Origin of the sequence: Novosphingobium sp., from assembly GCF_039595395.1 — a bacterium.
Classification (GTDB): domain Bacteria; phylum Pseudomonadota; class Alphaproteobacteria; order Sphingomonadales; family Sphingomonadaceae; genus Novosphingobium.
Genome location: NZ_JBCNLP010000006.1, coordinates 5001 through 26718, shown reverse-complemented (window position 1 = coordinate 26718; position 21718 = coordinate 5001). Strand labels below are relative to the sequence as shown.

Below are 21718 nucleotides of genomic sequence, written 5' to 3'. Positions count from 1 at the left end.
GCTCAGAAAGCCTGCTCGATCCCCGCATAGATGCCGCGCGGCGTGCCCCATTGCGCATTGCCTCCGGCCAGCGAGGTGCCATCCTGCAAGGCATAGCGCGCGCCCAGCGCATTGAGCACATCGAGCCGGGCCGTGAGCGGGCGATGTCGCAAGCCCTCCAACCGATAGGTCGCCGCCAGATTGACCTGCGCATTGGCCGCCATCCTTGCGCCATTGGGGGCAGCGCCCGCAATGGTCCGGGGCAGACCGCTGCCGACCACGCCATCGGCGGAGAGCCGCAGCTTGCCGCTATGCCAGGCCGCGCCCAGCGATCCTGTCACGCGCTGGTCGGCATTGGTGGCCACATCATGCGTGGCGATCCATTGCAGTTGCGCCGCCGTGAAAGGCGCCTGCCCGGCGATGATGGTGCGCCCCTCGATCCGCGCCACGGCCAGATTGCCCCAGATGGAGAGCGGGCCCTCGCTGTAGGTCGCGGTCAGTTCCACGCCCCAGGCCTTGCCCCTTTCATAGTTGAAGGGGCGCGACAGCACCGTCGAACCGATCCGCACCGCATCGAGCAGATTGCGCGCATGGCGCCAATAGGCATCGACACCCAGGGTCAGATCCTCCAGCTTCTGCTCCACGCCCAGATCGAGATAGTCGTCCCTTTCGGCCTTGGCCGCCGTCTCGGTTCGGGTCGGCCATGCGCCGGTGGTGCCGGCCAGCAGACCGACGGCGGCGGTGCCGGTGTCTTCGGAGGCGGGGACGAAATAGCGGGCATAGCCCAGATGGGCTGTCGTGCCGCTGGCGGGCTTCCACACCGCATTGGCGCGGGGGCTCAGCGCATGGCCGCCGCCACTGTTGGTGGTGCTGTCGAAACGCAGGCCGGTGTTGATGGTCAGGCTGTCGCCCAGCAGCCATTCATCCTCGAGATAGGCGCCCAATTGGCGCCGCGTCTCGGCCTCCAGGCCGGGGATGGTGAGCAGCGTGGTGGAGGTCTGCTGGCCGGTGCCATTGACGGGCAGCACCGCATAGTCGATCCGGCTGCGGTCGCGCGACCAGTTGAAGGTGATGCCGCCCCGCAGGCGATGGGCCGGTGACAGCTCATACAGACCCTCGGCCTGCAGGCCGGTCGAGAGATTATGCTTGGAAACCGCCTGAGCCAGACCGGTGAACAGCACATCGCCCACCACATCGGGGGTGATCGCCAGCGCCGAGGCCCGCAGCGTGGCCGAAAGCTGCATGGTCAGCGCGCCCGCGCTGCGCTGGTAGGACAGGATGCCATATTGGCTGGCCACCCTTTCATGCCCGCCCCATGCCTCGCTGGGATAGGCGGTGGTGGTGCCGATCGTCAGCGGGCGCTGGAAGGTGGCGGCGGCCGTGGAACCGGCCGCATTGATTCCGCGCGCATGGGGCAGATCATAGGCATCGTTCGAGATGCCCACGATCAGCGACAGCCGCGATTGCGCATCCAGAATACGGTCGAAATAGGCAAAGCCGTCGATCTGGTCGGTATGGTCATGCAGCGGGCTGGTCGAGCGGTCGGGCGCGCTCAGCCCGGCATCGCTGCGCAGATAGGAGCCCGAGACATAGTAGTTGGTCTCCCCCAGCGAGCCCATCGCATCGAAGGCGCCCTCGAAACGGCCCAGCGTGCCGCCGCTCAATTCGACCTCGCCGCCCTGGCCATAGACGCCGCTCTTGGTGGTGATGTTGACCACGCCGCCCGTCTGCAGGCCATATTGCGCGGGCAAAGCCCCGGTCACCAGCTCCACCTTGTCGGCAAAGCGGGCGCGCAGAGTGTCGGCCAGATCGGTGAAGCCATCGGGGATGATCACATTGTTGATGCGATATTGCAGCCCCTGCGCGCCCCGCACATGCAACTCGCCCGAGCCGCCCTGACTGACACCGGGCATCTGCAGCAGCACATTGACCAGATTGGCGGCCTCGCCGCTGGGGCGCTTTTCGATGACGTCATTGCTCAGCGCATAGGTCGAGGCGCCAAGGCTGGCGCTGACCCGCGCGCGGGCATTGTCGAGCTGATGGGCAGTGACGACGATCTCGCCGGTGCGCCGGGGGCCATCATCGCCATCGCCGTCATCATCGTCGTCGTGATCCCCGGCCTTGGGCGCCGCCTTCGTCTGATGCACGGGCTTGCGATCATCATCATCGTCATCCTCATCGCGCGCAGCATGCGCCTGCGGCTTCGGCCCGCTGGCCCCCGCCAGAGCCTGATGCGGCACCAGCCCCGCCATCAGCCCGGCCAAGGCCACCCCGAACGTTACCGACTGCCTGATCGCCACCTGTTACCGCCTTTTCTCAAATCTGTTGGCGGCCCCCTGTGGCGCGAAGTTTAAGTGAATATTAGGAGGGGGCTTCGGGAAGGGGATTTTATGCGTTTTCTGGTGGTCGAGGATGAGCCGAGGATCGCCGAGCTGGTCGCCGGCGCCCTGCGCAAGGCCGGTTTCGTCGTCGATGTGCTGCAGAGCGTCGAGGATGCCTGCCATGCGCTCGACCTGTTTCCCTATGACGGCATGGTGCTCGATCTGGGGCTGCCCGATGGCGAGGGGCTCGATGTTTTGCGCGCCACCCGCGCCAAAGGCCAGCGCCTGCCCGTGCTGGTGCTGACCGCCCGCGATGCGCTGGAGGACCGCGTCGGCGGCCTCGATGCCGGAGCCGATGACTATCTGGTGAAACCCTTCGCCAGCGAGGAACTGGTGGCCCGCGCCAAGGCCTTGCTGCGCCGCCCCGGTCTGGCGCTGGGCACGGTGCTTCAGGCGGGCCGTCTGGCGCTGGACACGCTGGGCCGCGAGGCGCTGGTCGATGGGCAGCCGCTGATGCTGGGGCGGCAGGAACTGGCGCTGCTCGAACATCTGATGCGCCGCCTGGGTCGCGTGGTGCCCAAAGCCGTGCTGGAGGACAAGCTCTATGGCGAGGGCGACGAAATCGCCTCCAACGCCATCCCCGTCCATATCCACCACCTGCGCCGCAAGCTGGCCGAAGCCGATGCCCGCTGCGGCATCCAGACGGTGCGCGGCATCGGCTATTTCCTGACCGAGGAGGCACAGCCATGATGGCGCATTGGCGAACATCGCTGGAAAGCAAGCTGATCCTGCGGCTGGCGGGGATTCACGGATTGGCCTTGCTGATCGGCTTTCTGGCGCTGGCGCGGCGGCATTATCTGCTCAGGCACGGCATTTCCGACACGATCGTGGTCTGGGCCTTTCCGCTGTTCGCGCTGGCCGTGCTGGGGGTGGTGATCTACACCGTGCGCGCCAGCCTGCGCCCCTTGATCGCGGCGAGCCGCCAGGCCGCCGCCATCGTGCCGGGCAAGGCGGGCGCGCGGCTGGAAGCGGGGACGGCGCCCGCCGAGATCATGCCCTTTATCCATGCCGTCAATGAGGCGCTGGAGCGGCTGGATCAGGCCTTTCAGGCACAGCGCCGCTTCACCGCAGATGCCGCGCATGAATTGCGCACCCCGCTGGCGATCCTGACGGCAGGCATCGAGGCCCTGCCCCCCGGCGATGCGGTGACCCGACTGGGCGAGGATGCCGCGCGCATGAGCCGCCTGGTCAACCAGTTGCTGCGCGTGGCCCGGCTGGACGGCCAGCCTTTGCCCGACATGCAGGTGGTCGATCTTGGCGCTCTGGCCGCCGAGGTGGTGGGGCATATGGCGCCATGGATCTACCGGCAGGGGCGGGAAGTGGCGCTGGAGGCCCCGAAACCACCCGTGACGATCCCCGGCGATGCGGAAGCGCTGTCCGGCGCGCTGCGCAATCTGATCGAGAATGCCGTGCATCACGCCCCGACGGGAACGGAGGTGCTGATTGCGGTCTCGGCGCAGGGCTCCATCAGCGTGATCGACCATGGTGCCGGTGTGCCGCAAGATCAGCGCGCGCAGCTCTTCGAGCGTTTCTGGCGCGCGCCCGGCACAAGGCGGCAGGGCGCCGGGCTGGGCCTGTCGATCGTCGCGGCGGTGGCGCAGGCGCATGGCGCCTCCATCGCGGTCGAGGACACGCCGGGCGGGGGCGCAACCTTCGTGATGGCCTTCACAAGGCAGGAGAGGCCCTGACCCGGCCTTTCGGTCAATCCGGCGCATTCCATCGCGTCATCAGGGATCGTTCATCGTGGCCATGGCGTTGTCATGGCTCATCCTCGGGAGAAGCCATATGATGCGACTGCCCCGCTTTGTGCTGTTTGGTCTTACCGCGCTGATCGCCTCATCCGCCATGGCCGAGGTCGATCGCTCGCCCAGGCCCGGCGGGGTGTACAGGCTGAAGCCCGGCCTGTTCGTCGCCAGCGGCGCGCGCTGTCAGGACCCCGCCAATGCCGCGCTGCGCCGCTATGACGGCAAGGGCATCAGCACGGCCCATACGCGTGCCTGCGTTGCCCGCGTCCTGTCGAAACGGCGCAGCGGCTATGGCTATCGCTACAGCGTCACCCAGTCCTGCATCGATGCGGGCAGCGGGCCGGGCAAGCGTTTCACCGAGCGCCAGACCATCGATGTGCCCGATGCGCTGACCTTCAGCATGCCCGCCAAAGGCGGCACGACCTATCGCTATTGCCCGCTCGATCAGCTTCCGCCCGAACTCAGATCGGCGGCGCCCGCTTCGCATCCATAGGAAGGTTAGGACAGTTTACAGAAATTCGATAAACTGACATAAGCTTCCTATGGATGCCCGCCGCAACCCCTTCGCTCCCGGTGCCGGAACGCCGCCGCCCGAACTCGCGGGTCGCGAGGATCTGCTGGAACGCAATGCCGTCGCGCTGGACCGGATTCGGGTCGGCCGGGCCGCGCGCCCCAGCATTCTCTATGGTCTGCGCGGCGTGGGCAAGACCGTGCTGCTCTCGCGCATGCGCGATGCGGCCGAGGGCGAAGGCTTTACCATCGTCTCGATCGAGGCGCCGGAGAATCGCTCGCTGCCCGGCATTCTGGTGCCCTCGCTGCGCGCGGCGCTGCTCCGGATGGACCGGATGAAGCAGGCCACGGCAGGCGTGACCCGCGCCCTGCGCGCGCTGGCCGGTTTTGCCAAGCTGAAGGTCAAATATGCCGATCTGGAGGTCGCGCTCGATGTGAAACCCGAGCCCGGTCTGGCCGACAGCGGCGACCTCGACGCGGATCTGGCCGATCTGATCGTGGCGGTGGGGGAGGCCGCGCGCGAACGCGACAGCGCCATCGTGCTGGTAATCGACGAGCTGCAATATGTGCCCGAGGAACAGCTCGCCGCGCTGATCAGCGCGCTGCACAGGGCCAATCAGAAGCAGCTGCCGGTCACCATGCTGGCGGCGGGCCTGCCGCAATTGCTGGGCCAGATGGGCCGCGCCAAATCCTATGCCGAGCGATTGTTCGAATTCATCGAGGTCGGCCCGCTCGATGCCGATGCCGCCCGCACCGCGATTCGGCTGCCCATCGAGCGCGAGGAAGAGACGATTCAACCCGAAGCGCTCGACGCCGTGTTTGGGCAGACTCAGGGCTATCCCTATTTCCTGCAGGAATGGGGCAAGCATAGCTGGGACACCGCCGAAAGCTCGCCGATCACGGTCGAGCATGTGGAACTGGCCACGCGCAGCGCGCTGGCCGAACTCGACGCCAGCTTCTTTCGCGTGCGTTTCGACCGGCTGACCCCAGCGGAAAAGCGCTATCTGCGGGCCATGGCCGCGCTGGGCGCCGGCCCGCATCGCTCGGGGGACATTGCCGAGCAGCTTGGCCTCAAGGTGTCCAGCGTCGCGCCCACCCGCAACAGCCTGATCACCAAGGGCATGCTCTACAGCCCGGCGCATGGCGACACCGCCTTCACCGTGCCCCTGTTCGACGCCTTTATCCATCGGGTGATGCCCGAAGGCTGATTTTTGCCCCGCCCCCCGGTTCCGGGCCTATCCATCTTGACATATGCACCGGCCGGCCTGACCCCAGGCAGCGACACCGGTCCATTCGAAGGGTCAAGCTTGCAACATCATCGGGAAGAGCCTCGCCATGCGCATCCTGCTGGTTGAAGATGATGCTGCCCTGGCCTCCGCGCTGACCGGCGTGTTCGACAAGGCCGGCTTTGCGGTGGACCATGCGCAGGCCCGCGAGGATGCCGCGCTGATGCTGCGCGCGGGCCATTATGCCGCGCTGATCCTCGACCGGGGCCTGCCCGATGGTGACGGGCTGGAGCTGCTGGGGGACCTGCGGGCACGGGGCAGCACCATGCCGGTGATCGTGCTGACCGCGCGGGGCACGCTGGATGCGCGGATCAGCGGGCTGGACAAGGGGGCGGACGATTACCTCGCCAAGCCCTTCTCGCCCGATGAGCTGATGGCCCGCCTGCGCGCGGTGCTGCGCCGCAACGGCAGCTTTCAGGGGCGCGAGGTGGTCTGCGCCAACCTCAGTTTCGATATCGACAACCAGGGCCTCAAGGTCGACGGTGAAAGCGTGGCGCTGTCCCAGAGGGAAGGCGCGCTGCTGGCCCTGCTGATGCGCCGCGCCGGGCTGGTGGTGACCAAACGCCTCGCCGAGGATCAGCTTTTCGGCGCGGGCGACACGCTGGGCTCCAACGCCATCGAGGTCTATGTCCACCGCCTGCGGCAAAAGCTGGATCAGGCGGGCAGTCTGGCCGAGATCGTCACCGTGCGCGGCGTGGGCTATCTGATGCGGGCGCGCCAATGATCCCGCGCCTGCGCCACCTCTCCGGCGCTCTGCTGACGCGCATTCTGCTGGTCGAGGCGATCACCATTCTGGTCGCCTGCGTGCTGCTGCCGCTGCTGGCGCAATCGGTGATGCGCAGTTCGGTGGCGACAATCGAGAAGGATATGCTGCGCCAGCAGGCCCAGATGCTTGCCTCCGCGATGCGGCCTGCGCCCGACGGCACATGGCGCATGGCCCTGCCCGCCACCGAGCAGCCGATCTACGCCTCGGGCTATGACGGGCGCGCCTATGCGGTGCTGGACGCGCAGGGCCGCACGCTGGCCGCCAGCCGCTTTGCCCAGCCCGCCAGTTGGCCCGCCGATCTGCGCGGAGCCACGCCGCACCGGTTCGAGATCGGCCCCTTGGTCGGGTTGAGCCTGCCCATCCGGCAAGGTGAGCAGCACCTCTGGGTGGTGGTCACGCAGGATCAGACCCAGCCCGGCGCCGTGGTGGACGATGTGGTGCGCAAATTCCTCGGCACCTATTGGGTGGTGCTGGTGGGGCTGCTGGCGCTGATGCCGCTGGTCAATGGCATCATCCTGTGGGGATCGCTGCGGGGTCTGCGCCGCGCCGCGCGCAACGCCGCCGCCATCCATCCCCGCACGCCCGGCGCGCGGATCGATGAAAGCGGCCTGCCCGCCGAGGCGCGTGTGCTGGTTCATGCCACCAATGATCTGATCGAGCGCCTCTCCGCCGCGCTGCATCAGGTGGAGGAGTTTGCCGGCAATGTGGCGCATGAATTGCGCACGCCGCTGGCCACGATGCAACTGCAGGTCGCCACGCTGGGCGATGCGCCCCAGCGCGCGGGGCTGGAGGGGGAGATCGCCCGCATGACGCATGTGCTGGCGCAATTGCGCGATCTGGCCAGCATGGAGAATGCCGCCAAGGCCTCGCTGGCCCCGCTCGATCTGGGCGAGGTCGCCATTGCCACCGTGGCCGAGATGACCCCGCGCGTGCTGGCCGAGGGGCGCACCATCGCCGTGCTGGGCGGTGAAGCTGCGGTGATGGTGACCGGCAATGCGGGCCTGCTGACCATGGCGCTGACCAATCTGATCGAGAACGCCCTGCTCCACACGCCGGGCGGCACGGTGATCGAGGTGGCGCTGGCCCCCTCCGGCAGCGTCAGTGTGGCCGATGACGGCCCCGGCATCGCTCAAGCCGATCACGGCAAGCTGGCCCGCCGCTTCTGGCGCGCCGACCACCGCCGCAGCGACGGCGCCGGGCTGGGCCTCTCCATCGTCCAGCGCATCGTCGAGGTGCATCGCGGACGGCTGGAAACCGGGGCCTCGCCGCTGGGAGGGGCCTGTTTTACGCTGCATTTGCCGCCAGCCTGAGCCCCGTAAGGTTCATGTAAGCAAGCCCGCCTAGCCCGGCCCGATTGTTTGCAATCGGGGTCGCAGCGCATGGATCATATCGCCACGGATGGACAGGACACGCCCGTGCCCGTGCTGGGCAGGCACCGGCAATGGTGGATCACGGGCGCCTTGCTGGCGGTGGTGATCGCGCTGTTCTGGCTGGTGCCGCTGCTGTGGCATGCGATCATGCCGCCGCCGCCCCCGCCGCCTGCTCCCCCGCAGGACGGCACCTTCGCCGCCACCGACCGCGAATGGGCGACCTTGCGCTTCGAGACCGTCCACGCCAGCAACTTTACCGATGCCGCCACCAGCGACGGCAAGATCGCGGTGGACGATGATCTGACCACGCCGGTCTTCTCGCCCTATACGGGGCGGGTCGTGCGGATCATGGCCAAGGCGGGCGATCTGGTGCATGCGGGCACGCCGCTGTTCACCGTGGTCGCCAGCGAATTCGTGCAGGCGCAAAGCGATCTGGTCAGCGCACGCGGCGCCATCGCCTCGGCCGAGGCGCAATACCGCCAGAGCCACGATGCCGAAGCGCGCCAGCACGACCTCTATGACCACAAGGGCGCCGCGCTGAAGGACTGGCAGCAGAGCCAGACCGATCTGGCCAGCGCGGACGCCGCGCGCCGCAATGCGCAGGCCGGGCTGGTCGCGGTGCAGAACCGCCTGCGCATCCTTGGCGCCGATGGCGCCGGTGCCAGTGGCCATGGCGAGGCCATCGTGCGGGCGCCGGTCGACGGGATCGTCACCCAGCGGCTGATCGGTCTGGGCCAGAACATCGGCAGCGTATCGGGCGGCGGCAATGCCACGCAGGCCTTCACCATCTCCGACTTCCGCAAGGTCTGGCTGGTGGGCAATCTGCGCGAGGAGGATGCGCCGCGCGCCCATATCGGCCAGATGGTTCAGGTGCGGCCCTATGTCGGGCAGGCCTTGCAGGCGCGGCTCACCTATGTCGCGCCCAGCATCGACCCTGCCTCCCGCCGCCTGCTGGTGCGCGCCGAAATCGCCAATCACGACGGCCATTTGAAGCCGGAAACCTTCGCCACTTTCTCGCTGCTGACGGGCAGCGAGCGGCAATCGCTCTCCGTCGACCAGGAGGCGGTGATCTATGAGGGCAACACCGCCCGCGTGTGGATCGCTTTGCCCCGCACGCATCGCCTGGGCCTGCGCCCTGTCACCACCGGCGCCACGGTGGATGGCCGCGTGGAGATCACCGGCGGGCTGAAGGATGGCGACACGGTCGTCACCGCGGGCAGCCTGTTTATCGACCGCGGCGCCAAAGCCGATTGAGGGGTAACGCGGATATGAACCCCATCGTCGCCTTTGCCCTGCGTCAGCGCATCATGGTGCTGATCGTGCTGGGCGTGTTTCTGGCCGGGGGCGCTGTCGCCTTCCGTCTGCTCAACATCGAGGCCTACCCCGATCCCGTGCCCCCCATGGTCGAGATCGTCACGCAAAACAGCGGTCAATCGGCCAGCGAGATCGAGCGTTCGATCACCATTCCGGTCGAAATCCAGCTGGCGGGCATCAAGAACGTCAAGAAGGTGGAGACGATCTCGCTCTTCGGCCTGTCCGACGTGCGCGTGCAATTCACCTTCGACTATGATTACGAGCAGGCCAAGCAGCAGGTCATCAATGCCCTGTCGCAATTGCCGCCGATGCCCAATGGCGCGCAGCCGGGCATCTCGCCCACCAGCCCCATCGGCGAGATCTATCGCTATCGCATTCGCGGGCCGAAGAATTATTCGGTCACCGATCTCAAGACCATTCAGGACTGGATCCTGCAGCGCCGCTTCAAGGCGGTGCCCGGCGTGATCGACGTCAATGGCTGGGCCGGCAAGAGCAAGACCTACGAAGTCACCGTCGATCAGCGCAAGCTGGTGAGCTATGGCCTCTCGCTGGCGCAGGTGCTGACCGCCATCAACAACGCCAATGGCAATGTGGGCGGCCAGACGATCCAGCTTGGCCCGCAGGCCGCCGTGGTGCGCGGCGTGGGCCTGATCCACACGATGGACGATATTCGCGACACGCTGGTGGCCACGCCCGCCGGGGGCCGCCCGGTGCAGGTGAAGGACATCGCCACGGTTTCGGTGGGGAATGAACCGCGTCTGGGCATTGTGGGTCAGGATGAGGATGACGACATCGTTCAGGGCATCATCCTGATGCGCCGGGGCGAGGCCAGCCTGCCAACCCTGAAAGCCGTGGAAGCCGAGATCGACAAGGTCAACAAGGAGGGCATTCTGCCCCCCGGTGTCCATCTGGAAAAGATCTATGACCGCACCGATCTGATCGATGTCACCACCCATACCGTGCTGGAGAACATGATCTTCGGCGTGGTGCTGATTTTCCTGGTGCAATGGGTGTTTCTGGGCACCTTGCGCAGCGCTGTCATCGTGGCGGCGACCATTCCTTTCGCTTTGGCCTTTGCCATCATCATCATGGTGCTGCGCGGGGAGTCGGCCAATCTGCTCTCGGTCGGCGCCATCGATTTCGGGCTGATCGTGGATGCCACGGTCATCATGGTGGAGAACATCTTCCGCCATCTGGCGCAGCCTCCGAAGCAGCGTTTTGCCGCCACCGGCGCGCTCGACCATCAGGGCGGCATCCAGAGCTTCTTCGGCAAGCTGGGCATCATCGAGCTGTCCGCCACAGAGGTGAACCGGGCGATCTTCTTCGCCGCCGCGATCATCATCGCCGGGTTTCTGCCGCTCTTCACCCTGTCAGGCGTGGAGGGGCATATCTTCGGGCCGATGGCCAAGACCTATGCCTATGCCATCGTCGGCGGGCTGATCGCCACCTTCACCGTGGCGCCGGTGCTGTCGGCCCTGCTGCTGCGCGAGCATGAGGAGGAGAAGGAAACGCTGATCGTGCGCGCCATGCGCCGCGTCTATGATCCGGCGATCCGTTTCGCGCTGGCCAACCGCATCGTCGCGCTGGGCGGGATGGGCGCGCTGCTGCTGGCGGCGGGGATCGCGGTGGGTGGCCTGGGTCTGGAATTCCTGCCCAAGCTGGAGGAGGGCAATTTCTGGATCCGCGCCACGCTGCCCCCCTCGATCAGCCTTGAGGAAGCGCAGGGCCATGTGAACCGCATGCGCCATATGCTGATGAAATATCCCGAGGTTAAGACGGTGATCTCGCAACTGGGCCGCCCCGATGACGGCACCGACACCACCGGCTTCTTCAACGCCGAATTTTACGTGCCCCTCAAGCCCACCAGCCAGTGGCCCAGCGGCATGACCAAGGACAAGCTGACCAAACAGGTCAATGAGGAGCTGGCCGCGCCCTTCCCCGGCGTGGAGTTCAATTTCTCCCAAAACATCGAGGACAATGTCGAGGAAGCCGCCAGCGGCGTGAAGGGCGCCAATTCGGTGAAGCTCTACGGCAATGATCTGGAATCGCTGGAAAAGACAGCCTATCAGATCAAAAACATCATGGCCGGGGTGCGCGGCATCACCGATCTGTCGGTCTTCGATGCGCTGGGCCAGCCCACGGTGAACATCAAGATCAACCGCGACAAGGCGGCGCATTACGGCCTCGCCCCCGGCGATATCAACGCGGTGGTGCAGGCGGCGATCGGCGGTCAGGCGGCGGGCAACCTCTATGAGTATGGGTCGGATCGCAACTTCCCGATCATGATCCGTCTGGCCCCCCAGTTCCGTGATCGGCTCGATGCTATTCGCGCCATTCCTGTGGCCGTGCCTAATTCCACTGGCGGGGTGGCGCAGGTGCCGCTTTCCACCGTGGCCGATGTGAACCTCGTTTCGGGCTATTCCTTTATCTATCGCGAGAACCAGTCGCGCTACATCCCGATCAAGTTCAGCGTGCGCGGGCGCGATCTGGGCGGCGCGGTGCTGGAAGCCCAGCAGAAGATCGACAGGCAGGTCAGCCTGCCGCCGGGCAGCCGCCTCGAATGGGTGGGCGAGTTCGGCGACCTTCAGGCCGCCATGGCCCGCCTTGAGGTGGTGGTGCCGATCAGCCTGGCGCTGATCATGCTGCTGCTGTTCCTCAACTTCGGCTCGCTGACGGATATGGCGCTGGCGGCCAGCGTGATGCCCATGGCGCTGGTGGGCGGCGTGCTGATTCTGGCCTTTACCGGCACGGCCTTCAGCGTTTCGGCGGCGATCGGCTTTATCGGGCTGTTCGGGATTTCGGTGATGGAGGGCATTCTGGTGCTGGCCTATTTCAACCAGTTGCTGGGCAGCGGCATGGCACGTAGCGAAGCGGTGCTGCATGCCGCGCGCACCCGCTTCCGTCCGGTGATGATGACCTGCATCGCGGCCTGTGTCGGCCTGCTGCCCGCCGCCTTGTCCAGCGGGATCGGCTCTCAGGTGCAGAAGCCGCTGGCGCTGGTGGTGGTGGGCGGCATTCTGCTGGCCCCGGTGCTGATCCTGATCGTGCTGCCGGTGATGATCGACCTCTTCTCCAAGCGCCAGCCCCACCCCGTCCGGCATCAGGAGGACGTGGCATGAAGCGCGCCTCGCTGGGCCTGATTCTGCTGCTGGGCGGCTGCGCGGTCGGTCCCGATTTCCACCAGCCCGCCGCGCCCAAACAGCAGGCCTATACGCCCGAGCCCATCACACCGATGGCCGCGCCCGAGGGTCTCGCCGGTGGCACGCAGCAAGTGCATGACGGCGCGCCCGCGCAGGATTGGTGGCGCCTGTTCGGATCGGAGCAGCTCGATGCGCTGATCACCCGCGCTTTGGCCGCCAACAGCGATCTGGCCGCTGCGCGCGCCGCTCTGGATCAGGCCAGGGAAAGCTGGCGGGCACAGCGCGGCGTGCTGTTCCCCTCGGTGGATGCCGGGGCGGGCAGCAGCCGCAACAAGAGCTCGCAATATCTCTCGGCCGTGCCAGGGGACAACAGCTATACCTACAGCCTGCAGACCGCTCAGGTGACGGTGGGCTATACGCTCGACCTCTTCGGCGCCAACCGGCGCGGGGTGGAGCAGGCCCATGCCCAGTTCGACGCCCAGCGCTTCCAGACCGAAGGCGCGCGCATCTCGCTGATCAACACCGTGGCCGCCACCGCCTTTCAGGAGGCCTCCCTGCGCGGCCAGATCGCCGCGCAGCAACGCATGATCGCCATCCAGAGCGAGACCCTGGAGATCCTGCACCGCCAGCAGGCGCAGGGTCAGGCGGCGGGCGCCGATGTGCTGGCGCAGGAGGCGTTGCTGGCCCAGAGCCGCGCGGCTTTGCCCCCCTTGCAGCGTGCCTTGGCGCAAAGCCGCGATCTGCTGGCCTACCTGACCGGCGGCAGCGCGGGAGATGGGCCGGTCGCCGGGATCGATCTCGATCAGGTCACCCTGCCCCGCGATCTGCCGCTGTCCCTGCCCTCGGCGCTGGTAAGGCAGCGCCCGGATGTGCGCGCGGCGGAGGCCAATCTCCATGCTGCCAGCGCGGGTGTGGGCGTGGCCATCGCCAACCGCCTGCCGCAACTGACGCTGAGCGCCAGCGCAGGCGGCCAATCGGGGGGCTGGAGCAATCTGCTGTCCGTGGCCAACAGTTTCTGGTCCGTGGGGAGCGGGATCACACAGCCGATCTTTGCGGGCGGCAGCCTGCTTCACAAACAGCGGGCGGCTCAGGCGGCTTACCGGCAGGCGGATGCGCAATATCGCTCGGCGGTGCTGGGGGCGTTTCAGAATGTCGCCGATGTGTTGCAGGCGCTGCAGAGCGATGCCGCCGCGCTGGATGCCGCGGTGCAAGCCCAGCGCAGCGCTGAGGCCAGCCTGATCATCGCCCAGCGCCAGTATCAGCAGGGCCAGATCGCTTTTGCCACCATGCTGGCCGCGGAACAGACGCTGCGTCAGGCCGAGCAGGCGCTGGTGCAGGCACAGACCGCGCGACTCACCGATACGGCCGCCCTGTTTGAGGCATTGGGCGGCGGGTGGTCTTCCTAGATGTCGGCGGGAGGCGGCCGGAATTTGGGGCTGTCTGGTCAGCGGAAACGCAGCTTTTGGCCCTGAGAGGCCCAATGTTCTTGATGGGGCGGCTCACTTTTGTAAAATCTATTGCCACTTGAACCAATTTCTGAGATTGGAGTAGCTGAAAGCTTCAATTTTTCAGGCGGGTGCGGCAATGCATTCAGATACTCCCGATTCTTCCCCCATGCACCCCATCGTCAGCCAGATCGGTGATCTGGCCGCCGCCGGCGAAAAGATGATCGAGCGCTTGCGGCGCAAGGCCTTCCTGCCGGACAGCCGCAAAGCGCTCAATGTCCGTTTCGGCATTGCCGAGGCCGCGCAATTGCTGGGCTGCTCGACCAACCGCATCCGCATGGCCGAGGATGACGGGCGCCTGCCCCCTGCCCCGCAGGGCGAAAACGGGCGCCGAATCGGCTATTCGGTGCAGGATATGCTCAACATGCGCGAGGTGCTGGGCGCCTCTCCGGCCCGCGCGCCGATGGATGTGCCCGCGATGATCGCGGTGCAGAACTTCAAGGGCGGCGTCGGCAAATCGACCGTCACCACCCATCTGGCGCATCATTTCGCGGTGCAGGGCTATCGCGTGCTGGTCGTCGATTGCGACAGCCAGGCCACCACCACCACGCTGTTCGGCTTCAACCCGCATTTCAACATCACGCGTGAGGAAACGCTATACCCCTATCTGTCGATCGACCCGACTCAGGCCGATCTGCTCTATGCGGTGAAGCCCACCGCCTGGCCCAATGTCGACCTGATCCCGTCGAATCTGGAGCTGTTCGATGTGGAGTACGAACTGGCCGCTGCAGGCGCCGACGGGCAATCGGTGCTGGCCGCGCGTTTCCGCAAGCTGAAGCAGGGTCTGCTCGATCTGGCGCGCAATTACGATGTGGTGCTGCTCGATCCGCCGCCGGCGCTGGGCACGATCTCGCTGGCGGTGATGCAGGCGGCCAATGCGCTGCTGGTGCCGCTGGCCGCGACCACGCCCGATTTCTGCTCGACGGTGCAGTTCCTCTCGATGATGGATCAGGTGATCGGCCAGTTGGTCGAGGCGGGAATTACCGTTGATTACCAGTTTGTTCGCCTGATCTGTTCGAAGTTCGACGGCAACGATCCCAGCCATGCCATGGTCCGCTCGATCATGGAGCAGGCCTTTGGCCCCGCCCTGCTGCCGGTGCCGATTCTGGAAAGCGCCGAGATCAGCCATGCCGCCCTGCGCATGATGACGGTCTATGAGCTGGAAAAGCCGGTCGGCACCGCCAAGACCCACAAGCGCTGCAAGGCCAACCTCGACGAGGCGCTGGCCCAGATCGAGCAGTTGATGCGCCAGGGCTGGGGCCGAGTGACGCCGGCGCGTGAGGAGGATGTGCTCCATGCCGCACTGTAAGTCTCTGGCGAAAGCTTGCCTACATATCGCCGTTCGCGATATGTTCAACCTTTCCCTGACTCGCTCGCATACGGACCGGAGCTGATATGGCGCGCAAACAATCCGACTATCTCGCCGCCCTTCTTGCTGATGACGAGAGCGTTCCCGAAGTATCGACGGAAGAGGTGCCGACACAATCCGCCCCCTCCCCTGCTCCGGATTTGCGGGCTCAGCGCGCGCGCGGCACAACCCTGCTCGGGCGTGAGAGCGCTTTGGCCCGTGTGGCCAGCGGCGAGGTACGTCAGGTCACGCAATTGCTGCTGGACCCGGCCAAGGTCCGGGTGTGGAGCGGCAATGCCCGTTCCTATGAGCATCTGACCGAAGCCTCCTGTCAGGAGCTGCTCGATTCCATCGTCGCGGAAGGGGGCCAGAAAGTGCCCGCGGTGGTGCGCCGGATCGAGGGGGACCCGAATTACGACTATGAGGTGATTGCGGGCACGCGGCGCCACTGGTCGATCTCGTGGCTGCGGGCGCACTCCTATCCGGAGATGATGTTCGTCGCGCAGGTGGCGCAGCTTGATGACGAGGCGGCCTTCCGTCTGGCCGATCTGGAAAATCGCGCGCGCAAGGACGTTTCGGATCTGGAGCGGGCGCGCAATTATGCCGCCGCGCTGAAATCACATTACGGCAATCACCAGAGCCGCATGGCCGAACGGCTGAAGCTCTCCAAGGGTTGGCTGTCGAAAATGCTGAAGGTGGCGAGCCTGCCCGATGCGGTGGTGGCGGCCTTTGCCTCCCCCGCCGAGGTGCAGTTGAAGCCCGCCTATCCGCTGGCGCAGGCGATGGATGACAGGCTGGCAGCCGCATCGATTTTGAAGGCGGCCAAGGGGCTTGCCTCCGAACAGGCAACGCGGGTGCGGACCGGGGCGCCTGCCCTGCCCGCCGCCGAAGTGCTGACCCGCCTGCTGGCAGCGCCCCATGCCGAGACGCCGCCGGCCGGTCCGATCTACAATTGGCTGTCGCCGCATGGGCGCTCAGGCCTGTCGGTGGTTTCGACCAATCGGCAGGGCGCCACCGTGCGGGTGCATGCCGGGTCTGGCGCGCATATCGACGAGCTGGTCGAAGCCTTCCGTCAGGCTTTGATCAGTCTGGAAGAGCAAGGCAAGGGCGTTCGCCCCTGACCGCAAGCTGCGGGTTAGCCCCTGCCCTCAAACCGCCGTGTTTCCCCGGGGAAACATGGCGGTTTTTTGTTTCCCCGGGGAAACCGGGGCCGGGATGGATCAGGTGTCGGCGGGTGATCCTGTGCCATGAGGTAGTGCGGCCGGTTTGCTGGAAAGCCTCTTTGTTTCACAGCCTTTGCCCTGCGGATGAGCCTTCCGCGCAAGACCATGTCGATCAGGCAGACTTTAGGCCTCCCTCAGCGCCAGTCGGCAGAAAGCGCAGAGAAAACCGTCTGGGTCACCGGCAGATCGGCAGCATTCGCTTGAGCCCATGTTTCACAAACCTTTCCTGAAGCATCCTCCTGCCAAACCCAACAGATCTCGCTCTCCCATAAGCTGTGTCAGAGTGGGCGCTATAAAGGCACGAGCCGCAAACACAGATCATCCATACGTTGAGGTGGCAGGACGCGCTCGTCTCCTCGTAAGACGTCTGAACATGCGGGTGCCAAGGCTGCTAACCCGCACTTTGCATTCTGCCAGCGATCACCTCGAGATAGCCGCACTAGAACATAACGCATGCCGCCCCCTCACCAAAAGCTCTCCATTCAAATCGGTCACGTTTGATGCCGGGAAAGCGTCAGCAGGGCGCAAAACTGCGTGAACATGCCATAAGGCACTTGCTAGGCAGCAGCCGTACTCTGTCGAGATGCTCTGATCAACGCCGCGCTGACGCCACCGCATAAAGGCTGATCGCGGACCTTGCACGCTGGTATCGTCAACGCGAGTTGCCCAAGGTGAAGCCTCCCCGGTACATGACGATCGCGTCAATCGACCAGAAACAGACCAGACCCAGCGGGCCTTGAACGATCCGATTTCAGAGCCCCCATGAAAGACAGCAGACCCTGTCGCGGCTCACCCCATTCCAAGACGGGTCAGGCCAAGCCTGCGCTGCCCCCTCCCCAACCTTTATGGCATTTTCGAAAACCATATCTGGAGCCCGGCATCCCCGCGCAAAATCGCGGCAAGTTCTGCTGCCGGCCTTGCCACTATGCTGCAAAGATATCGGCGATCGACATCTCCAACAGGCAAAAGGAACACGCCGCCCGTTTCCACTGTTCCAAACTCATCGCCAGTGGTTTCCCCAGGGAAACTTCGCTAAGAAACGCTGGTGACCAAAGCCCGTAAACAACCCATCGCGGATCAGTTCGACCTGTTCCTGCCCTATATCTCCGACCTCGCCTTGCGCGATCAGCGGGAGATGATGGAGCGCCCGTTCTTTAGCCTGGCCAAGTCCAAGCGCTCCAACCCCATCGACTACACCAGTCCCGATGGCAAGCTGTGGGTGCATGTCTCGGCCAATGCCGATTATGGCATGGCCACGATCTGGGATGCGGACATTCTGATCTATTGCGCCAGCGTGCTGGCCGATATGGCGCGGCGGGGCACCAATGATGTGCCACGCAAGCTCAACATCATGCCTTATGATTTGCTGCGCGCCATCGGCCGTCCGACGACAGGGCGCGCTTACGAACTGCTCGGGCAGGCGCTCGACCGTCTGGTGGCCACCACCATCAAGACCAACATCCGCGCTGAAAACCGCCGCGAGGCGACCTTCAGCTGGCTCGATGGCTGGACGCAATTGGTCGATGAAAAGACCGAACGTTCGCGGGGCATGACCATCGAACTGTCGAACTGGTTCTGGGAAGGGGTGATGATGAAGGGCGGGGTGCTGTCGATCGACCGCGCCTATTTCGCCATCACTGGCGGGCGCGAGCGCTGGCTCTACAAGGTGGCGCGAAAGCATGCGGGCGGGGCAGGGGAGGCCGGCTTTGCCATCTCCATGCCGGTATTGTTCGAGAAGTCGGGCGCCGAAGGGCAGTATCGCCGCTTCAAATTCGAAATGCTCAAGCTGGCCGAGAAGAACGATCTGCCCGGCTATGCGCTCTCGATCGAGACGAGCCGCGAGGGCGAACCCATGCTGCGCATGCGCCGCGTGGATGGCAAGGATGGCGCGGAAAAGATGCGTGACATCGAGCCGACCATGTCCGCCGGGCAGGGGGAAGGGGAGAGGGAGGAGTTGCCGCCCGTTCCCGTCGCTTCCAAACCCAAGGCAGCCAAGAAACCCGCAGCGCAGCCAGAGCCGCTGATCGACGCCCGCGCGATGGTGCGGCAGGCTGTCGCGGGCCTGTCGGATGCCGCGACGCGCGGCTTCATGACCGACGAGACCATCGACCATCTGCGCTCGACCTGCCCAGGCTGGGACCTCTACACCTTGCACAGCGAGTTCGAAAGCTGGGTCGCTGGCGACGCTCAGCGCACCCCGGTCGACTGGCAGAAGGCCTTCATCGGATGGGTGAAACGATACCACGAAAAGCACAAGCACAGCCTGCGTTGAGCGACATGTGCCGTCGATGGGCAGGGGGCGTTCCCGAAGTGTCGGGCGAGGTCGAAGCATCATCCAAAAATGGAACGACAATTTACGGAGATCACGGAGCCCTCGCCAATCACGCATGAAGTTTGAAGCTTGTTGAACGAGAAGGTGTGCAAACTGATTCAAAGCGACGGACAATCATGGTGCTTTGGCAGCACCTTCGACACTCCGGGAACGCCCGTAAGCCAGGCTTCGACCTATCGGGAACGCAATCTCGATCCATCGGGAACGGCGGGTCGATCTTTCAGGAACGCTTCTTCGACATTTCAGGAACGGGCCGATCCGGCTATCCCGCGCAATCCCGCGAGTCACGTTCCTTACGGCGAGCCTTAACTTATCTAACCTAGATTTAACCCCTCTAACCCTGCAGATGGCTATTTTTGGGGTGAGATAAAAGGATGAAGGCAGGGGAGAGCTTTGCGCTTGTATCCGGACCTTTCAGCCGCGCCGATCTGACTGGTCACGCTTACAACGCCGGAAGCGTCGCTATGGGTGGCTTGGGAAGCCGATCCTCGTATTCCAACCACAATTCTCTCGCTCAGGCATGCATCGAGCCCAATTTGCCGCACCCAGCCCTTTTTGACAGGCATTCCCGGCGCCAGATGATTCGAAATGACAAATTTTGCCCTGAGAAGCCCGTAGAGCGCGAAGGAAGACGTCAGGCCACAGCCCCCTATCCCACTCTTGTTTTCGCGCTGTAAGCCCCCTCTGGATCGATCGCTTTTTCGCGGCGAAAAAACAGTGATTTACGCGATAATTCGGGCGAAACGGGCCTTTCCGGTCCCATTTTTGCGCTTTTTCAGCCCAATCAGGCCCTGTCGGAGCAGGCCAAATGCTTTCAGCGGCATTGCATCCAAATTTGCGCAAAGAGGTCTAGGCACACAGAGCCCGATCAGCTTGCGCCTGCCTCTGAACAAGAGGCCATGCTCGGCTCGTCCAGATATCTTGCCTGATGCTCGGTTCAGATATCCGTGTCCGGATGCTTCATGACGCCAATGCCGAGGCGCTCAAGACGAGCATTGAGTTCGTCCATCTCCGCATCGAAACTGGCCAGCATTGCATCGAGGGCAGGCGAGGGCTCAGCGGCAAGACGCGGGCGCCCTCGATCCGGAGAGGTCAGGCCAAGGGCGAGAGCGATGTCGCTTGTGACATAGGAACGCCATGTCTCGCGCCCCGATATCTCGACCAGCAGTCCCAGCCTCGCCGCACGTTCAAGCAGCTTCCCCGCACCCGAAATGGTGAGGCCAAGGTGAGGGGCCAGCGACCGGGCGGCAAGGCAGGGGCGGGTCAGCGCGATCCGGCCCAGATCCGGCAGCTTGCCGGGGCGATGCTCGGCAGCAATGGCTTCAGCGTTGCGCCGGGCACCATCTTCCAGACGCTCGAGCCGGACGAGACCATCCTCGGCATGGCGCCGCACCTGCTTGAGGAGCCGCTTGAGCAGGGCGGGGCGTGGATCGAGCGCAAAGCGCTGAGCGGCATCGCCAGCGACCAGACAGGGCAGGGCGCAGCCGGTCAGCCCCATACGCTGCAGAACGGTCGGAAAGGCGAGCCAGGGCGAAAGCGAGCCATCCGCGCGGGCCCAGTCATCCAGCAGGGTCAGCGCGCGGATCAGGGCAGGGGCCTCGCTCCATCCTTCCGGCGGATCGAAGGTGAAGGGCAGATCCTCGCGCCAATGTCGGCCGCCGCTCTGCGCGAGGGTCGCAAGCCAGCCATCATAGGCACCGAAAGGATCGCTAGCCGTCACGGGCATGGGCCGGCCGGCCAGACGGATGGCGCATTGATGGGCAATAATGTCGATTTCTTCCAGCGCGAATTGCTGGAGTCGCAATGCGGTGGCATAGCCGGACCAACTGGCCCGCAAGCGCCAGGCGGGGGCGAGGGAACTGGCGGAAACACGGGCATCAAGCCGGGCGATCGCGGACCATGCTTCCCCGAAGGCATCGACAAGATCTGGTGTCCAGGGAAGGGATGAAAAAGGAGAAGAGGGGCCCGCCATGGGGTGTTTATAGACGGAAATGCCTATTTCAGTCCACGATGAATGACATACGCTGATCATGGCGATGGCGAGCGCATTTTCACGCGATATCGAGAGGGCCGAAAGAGCCTTATCCCGCGCCGAAACACCGCGCAATTCGGCGATTTAGCGGGCGGGATGGGCCTCCGCACCATCAGGTGTACCGCTGGGCGCGGTGAAGCCCGGCATGGCGGGCAAGGGTACCTCGACAATTTCGTTCAGACCGGTAGATTGCGGGCATGATCTTCCTTGCTCACATCGCAGCCGCAAGCAGCGAACGATTTAACCGCCCGGCCTGATACGTCAGGTCGGGACCATCTGCGTGAATGCAATGATGCCGTCAGGCATCGTCCGACGTCGATATTCGGGAAATTTTGCGCGAGGCGCGTGCCCTGTCTCACCCGGACAAATGGTGAAGCGGCGGCTGCGCCTTGCTCGAAGAGGGGGCATGGTCCATGACGCTGCCTGCAATCGTTCAAACCTACCTCGATGCCTACAACAGCAAGGACGTTGCCGCGCTGGTGAACTGCGTGGCTGATGATGTGGTTTTCGAGAATGTCTCCAACGCGGGCCAGAGCATGAAGATCGAGGGACGCTCCGCCTTTGCCGAGCTTGCGACGCAAGCCGCCGCGATGTTCACCACCCGGCTGCAAACCGTGAGGACGTCTGTTGTCGATGGCGATCGCGTCGCTTTGCAGGTCGATTGGGCAGGCATCCCGGCCGTCGATCTCGGACCGATGAAGGTTGGCGAGCCCCTTGCCATGCGCGGCGCTTCGTTCATCACGATCGTGGATGGCAAGCTCGCCCGGATCGTGGATCTGAGCTGATC

Annotated in this window: 15 protein-coding genes; 13 read left to right on the top strand and 2 right to left on the bottom strand. The window is 64.9% G+C overall.

All coding sequences use genetic code 11. The features are described from left to right. Nucleotides 1-2: 2 nt before the first annotated feature. Nucleotides 3-2279, bottom strand: coding sequence for a TonB-dependent receptor (locus ABDW49_RS20405; RefSeq protein ID WP_343614743.1), 2277 nt, complete (start codon nucleotides 2277-2279; stop codon nucleotides 3-5). 90 nt (nucleotides 2280-2369) lie between these two features. Here ABDW49_RS20405 and ABDW49_RS20400 point away from each other — a divergent pair, with 90 nt between their 5' ends. The 12 genes from ABDW49_RS20400 to ABDW49_RS20345 all read left to right on the top strand — a co-directional run bounded on the left by ABDW49_RS20400 (nucleotide 2370) and on the right by ABDW49_RS20345 (nucleotide 18839). Further along, a complete protein-coding gene (locus ABDW49_RS20400; protein ID WP_343614741.1) occupies nucleotides 2370-3050 on the top strand; it encodes a response regulator in 681 nt (226 codons plus the stop codon). After that, on the top strand, nucleotides 3047-4048 hold the full coding sequence (locus ABDW49_RS20395; RefSeq protein WP_343614739.1) for a HAMP domain-containing sensor histidine kinase: 1002 nt from the start codon (nucleotides 3047-3049) through the stop codon (nucleotides 4046-4048). The genes ABDW49_RS20400 and ABDW49_RS20395 overlap by 4 nt, the downstream gene beginning before the upstream one ends. Before the next feature lie 97 nt (nucleotides 4049-4145). Beyond that, entirely contained in the window at nucleotides 4146-4598 is a 453-nt protein-coding gene (locus tag ABDW49_RS20390) for a hypothetical protein (protein ID WP_343614737.1), read from the top strand. A gap of 49 nt (nucleotides 4599-4647) precedes the next feature. Next, nucleotides 4648-5823, top strand: coding sequence for an ATP-binding protein (locus tag ABDW49_RS20385; RefSeq protein WP_343614735.1), 1176 nt, complete (start codon nucleotides 4648-4650; stop codon nucleotides 5821-5823). A gap of 127 nt (nucleotides 5824-5950) precedes the next feature. Next, on the top strand, nucleotides 5951-6625 hold the full coding sequence (locus tag ABDW49_RS20380) for a response regulator transcription factor (RefSeq protein ID WP_343614733.1): 675 nt from the start codon (nucleotides 5951-5953) through the stop codon (nucleotides 6623-6625). Continuing rightward, entirely contained in the window at nucleotides 6622-7977 is a 1356-nt protein-coding gene (locus ABDW49_RS20375) for a HAMP domain-containing sensor histidine kinase (RefSeq protein ID WP_343614731.1), read from the top strand. Before ABDW49_RS20380 ends, ABDW49_RS20375 begins: the two co-directional genes overlap by 4 nt. A 69-nt stretch (nucleotides 7978-8046) precedes the next feature. Then, complete coding sequence (locus ABDW49_RS20370; RefSeq protein ID WP_343614729.1) at nucleotides 8047-9291, top strand: efflux RND transporter periplasmic adaptor subunit; 1245 nt, start codon at nucleotides 8047-8049, stop codon at nucleotides 9289-9291. A 14-nt stretch (nucleotides 9292-9305) separates the two neighbouring features. Continuing rightward, nucleotides 9306-12470 (top strand): CusA/CzcA family heavy metal efflux RND transporter, encoded by a 3165-nt coding sequence (locus ABDW49_RS20365; RefSeq protein WP_343614727.1) that lies wholly within the window; start codon nucleotides 9306-9308, stop codon nucleotides 12468-12470. Further along, a complete protein-coding gene (locus ABDW49_RS20360) occupies nucleotides 12467-13897 on the top strand; it encodes an efflux transporter outer membrane subunit (RefSeq protein ID WP_343614725.1) in 1431 nt (476 codons plus the stop codon). The genes ABDW49_RS20365 and ABDW49_RS20360 overlap by 4 nt, the downstream gene beginning before the upstream one ends. A gap of 208 nt (nucleotides 13898-14105) precedes the next feature. Continuing rightward, nucleotides 14106-15305, top strand: a complete 1200-nt coding sequence (locus tag ABDW49_RS20355; RefSeq protein ID WP_343617333.1) for an AAA family ATPase — start codon at nucleotides 14106-14108, stop codon at nucleotides 15303-15305. An 86-nt stretch (nucleotides 15306-15391) separates the two neighbouring features. Then, nucleotides 15392-16465, top strand: a complete 1074-nt coding sequence (locus ABDW49_RS20350) for a ParB/RepB/Spo0J family partition protein (RefSeq protein ID WP_343614723.1) — start codon at nucleotides 15392-15394, stop codon at nucleotides 16463-16465. 1147 nt (nucleotides 16466-17612) lie between these two features. Next, nucleotides 17613-18839 carry a replication initiator protein A gene (locus tag ABDW49_RS20345; protein WP_343614721.1) on the top strand — a complete coding sequence of 409 codons (1227 nt, stop codon included), beginning with the start codon at nucleotides 17613-17615 and terminating at the stop codon, nucleotides 18837-18839. Between the two features lie 997 nt (nucleotides 18840-19836). On the opposite strand, the gene ABDW49_RS20340 is transcribed toward ABDW49_RS20345, so the two are convergent. After that, nucleotides 19837-20625 (bottom strand): hypothetical protein, encoded by a 789-nt coding sequence (locus ABDW49_RS20340; RefSeq protein ID WP_343614720.1) that lies wholly within the window; start codon nucleotides 20623-20625, stop codon nucleotides 19837-19839. Nucleotides 20626-21344: 719 nt separating this feature from the next. On the opposite strand from ABDW49_RS20340, the gene ABDW49_RS20335 reads away from it, so the two are divergent. Beyond that, entirely contained in the window at nucleotides 21345-21716 is a 372-nt protein-coding gene (locus tag ABDW49_RS20335; RefSeq protein WP_343614718.1) for a nuclear transport factor 2 family protein, read from the top strand. Nucleotides 21717-21718 lie beyond the last annotated feature (2 nt).

Excerpts from the sequence above, each read along its gene's own strand:
- ABDW49_RS20370 (WP_343614729.1), top strand. The coding sequence starts at position 8,047 with ATGGATCATATCGCCACGGATGGACAGGACACGCCCGTGCCCGTGCTG.
- ABDW49_RS20375 (WP_343614731.1), top strand. The coding sequence starts at position 6,622 with ATGATCCCGCGCCTGCGCCACCTCTCCGGCGCTCTGCTGACGCGCATT.
- ABDW49_RS20380 (WP_343614733.1), top strand. The coding sequence starts at position 5,951 with ATGCGCATCCTGCTGGTTGAAGATGATGCTGCCCTGGCCTCCGCGCTG.
- ABDW49_RS20355 (WP_343617333.1), top strand. The coding sequence starts at position 14,106 with ATGCACCCCATCGTCAGCCAGATCGGTGATCTGGCCGCCGCCGGCGAA.
- ABDW49_RS20390 (WP_343614737.1), top strand. The coding sequence starts at position 4,146 with ATGATGCGACTGCCCCGCTTTGTGCTGTTTGGTCTTACCGCGCTGATC.
- ABDW49_RS20400 (WP_343614741.1), top strand. The coding sequence starts at position 2,370 with ATGCGTTTTCTGGTGGTCGAGGATGAGCCGAGGATCGCCGAGCTGGTC.
- ABDW49_RS20395 (WP_343614739.1), top strand. The coding sequence starts at position 3,047 with ATGATGGCGCATTGGCGAACATCGCTGGAAAGCAAGCTGATCCTGCGG.
- ABDW49_RS20360 (WP_343614725.1), top strand. The coding sequence starts at position 12,467 with ATGAAGCGCGCCTCGCTGGGCCTGATTCTGCTGCTGGGCGGCTGCGCG.
- ABDW49_RS20335 (WP_343614718.1), top strand. The coding sequence starts at position 21,345 with ATGACGCTGCCTGCAATCGTTCAAACCTACCTCGATGCCTACAACAGC.
- ABDW49_RS20350 (WP_343614723.1), top strand. The coding sequence starts at position 15,392 with ATGGCGCGCAAACAATCCGACTATCTCGCCGCCCTTCTTGCTGATGAC.
- ABDW49_RS20340 (WP_343614720.1), bottom strand. The coding sequence starts at position 20,625 with ATGCCCGTGACGGCTAGCGATCCTTTCGGTGCCTATGATGGCTGGCTT.
- ABDW49_RS20365 (WP_343614727.1), top strand. The coding sequence starts at position 9,306 with ATGAACCCCATCGTCGCCTTTGCCCTGCGTCAGCGCATCATGGTGCTG.
- ABDW49_RS20385 (WP_343614735.1), top strand. The coding sequence starts at position 4,648 with ATGGATGCCCGCCGCAACCCCTTCGCTCCCGGTGCCGGAACGCCGCCG.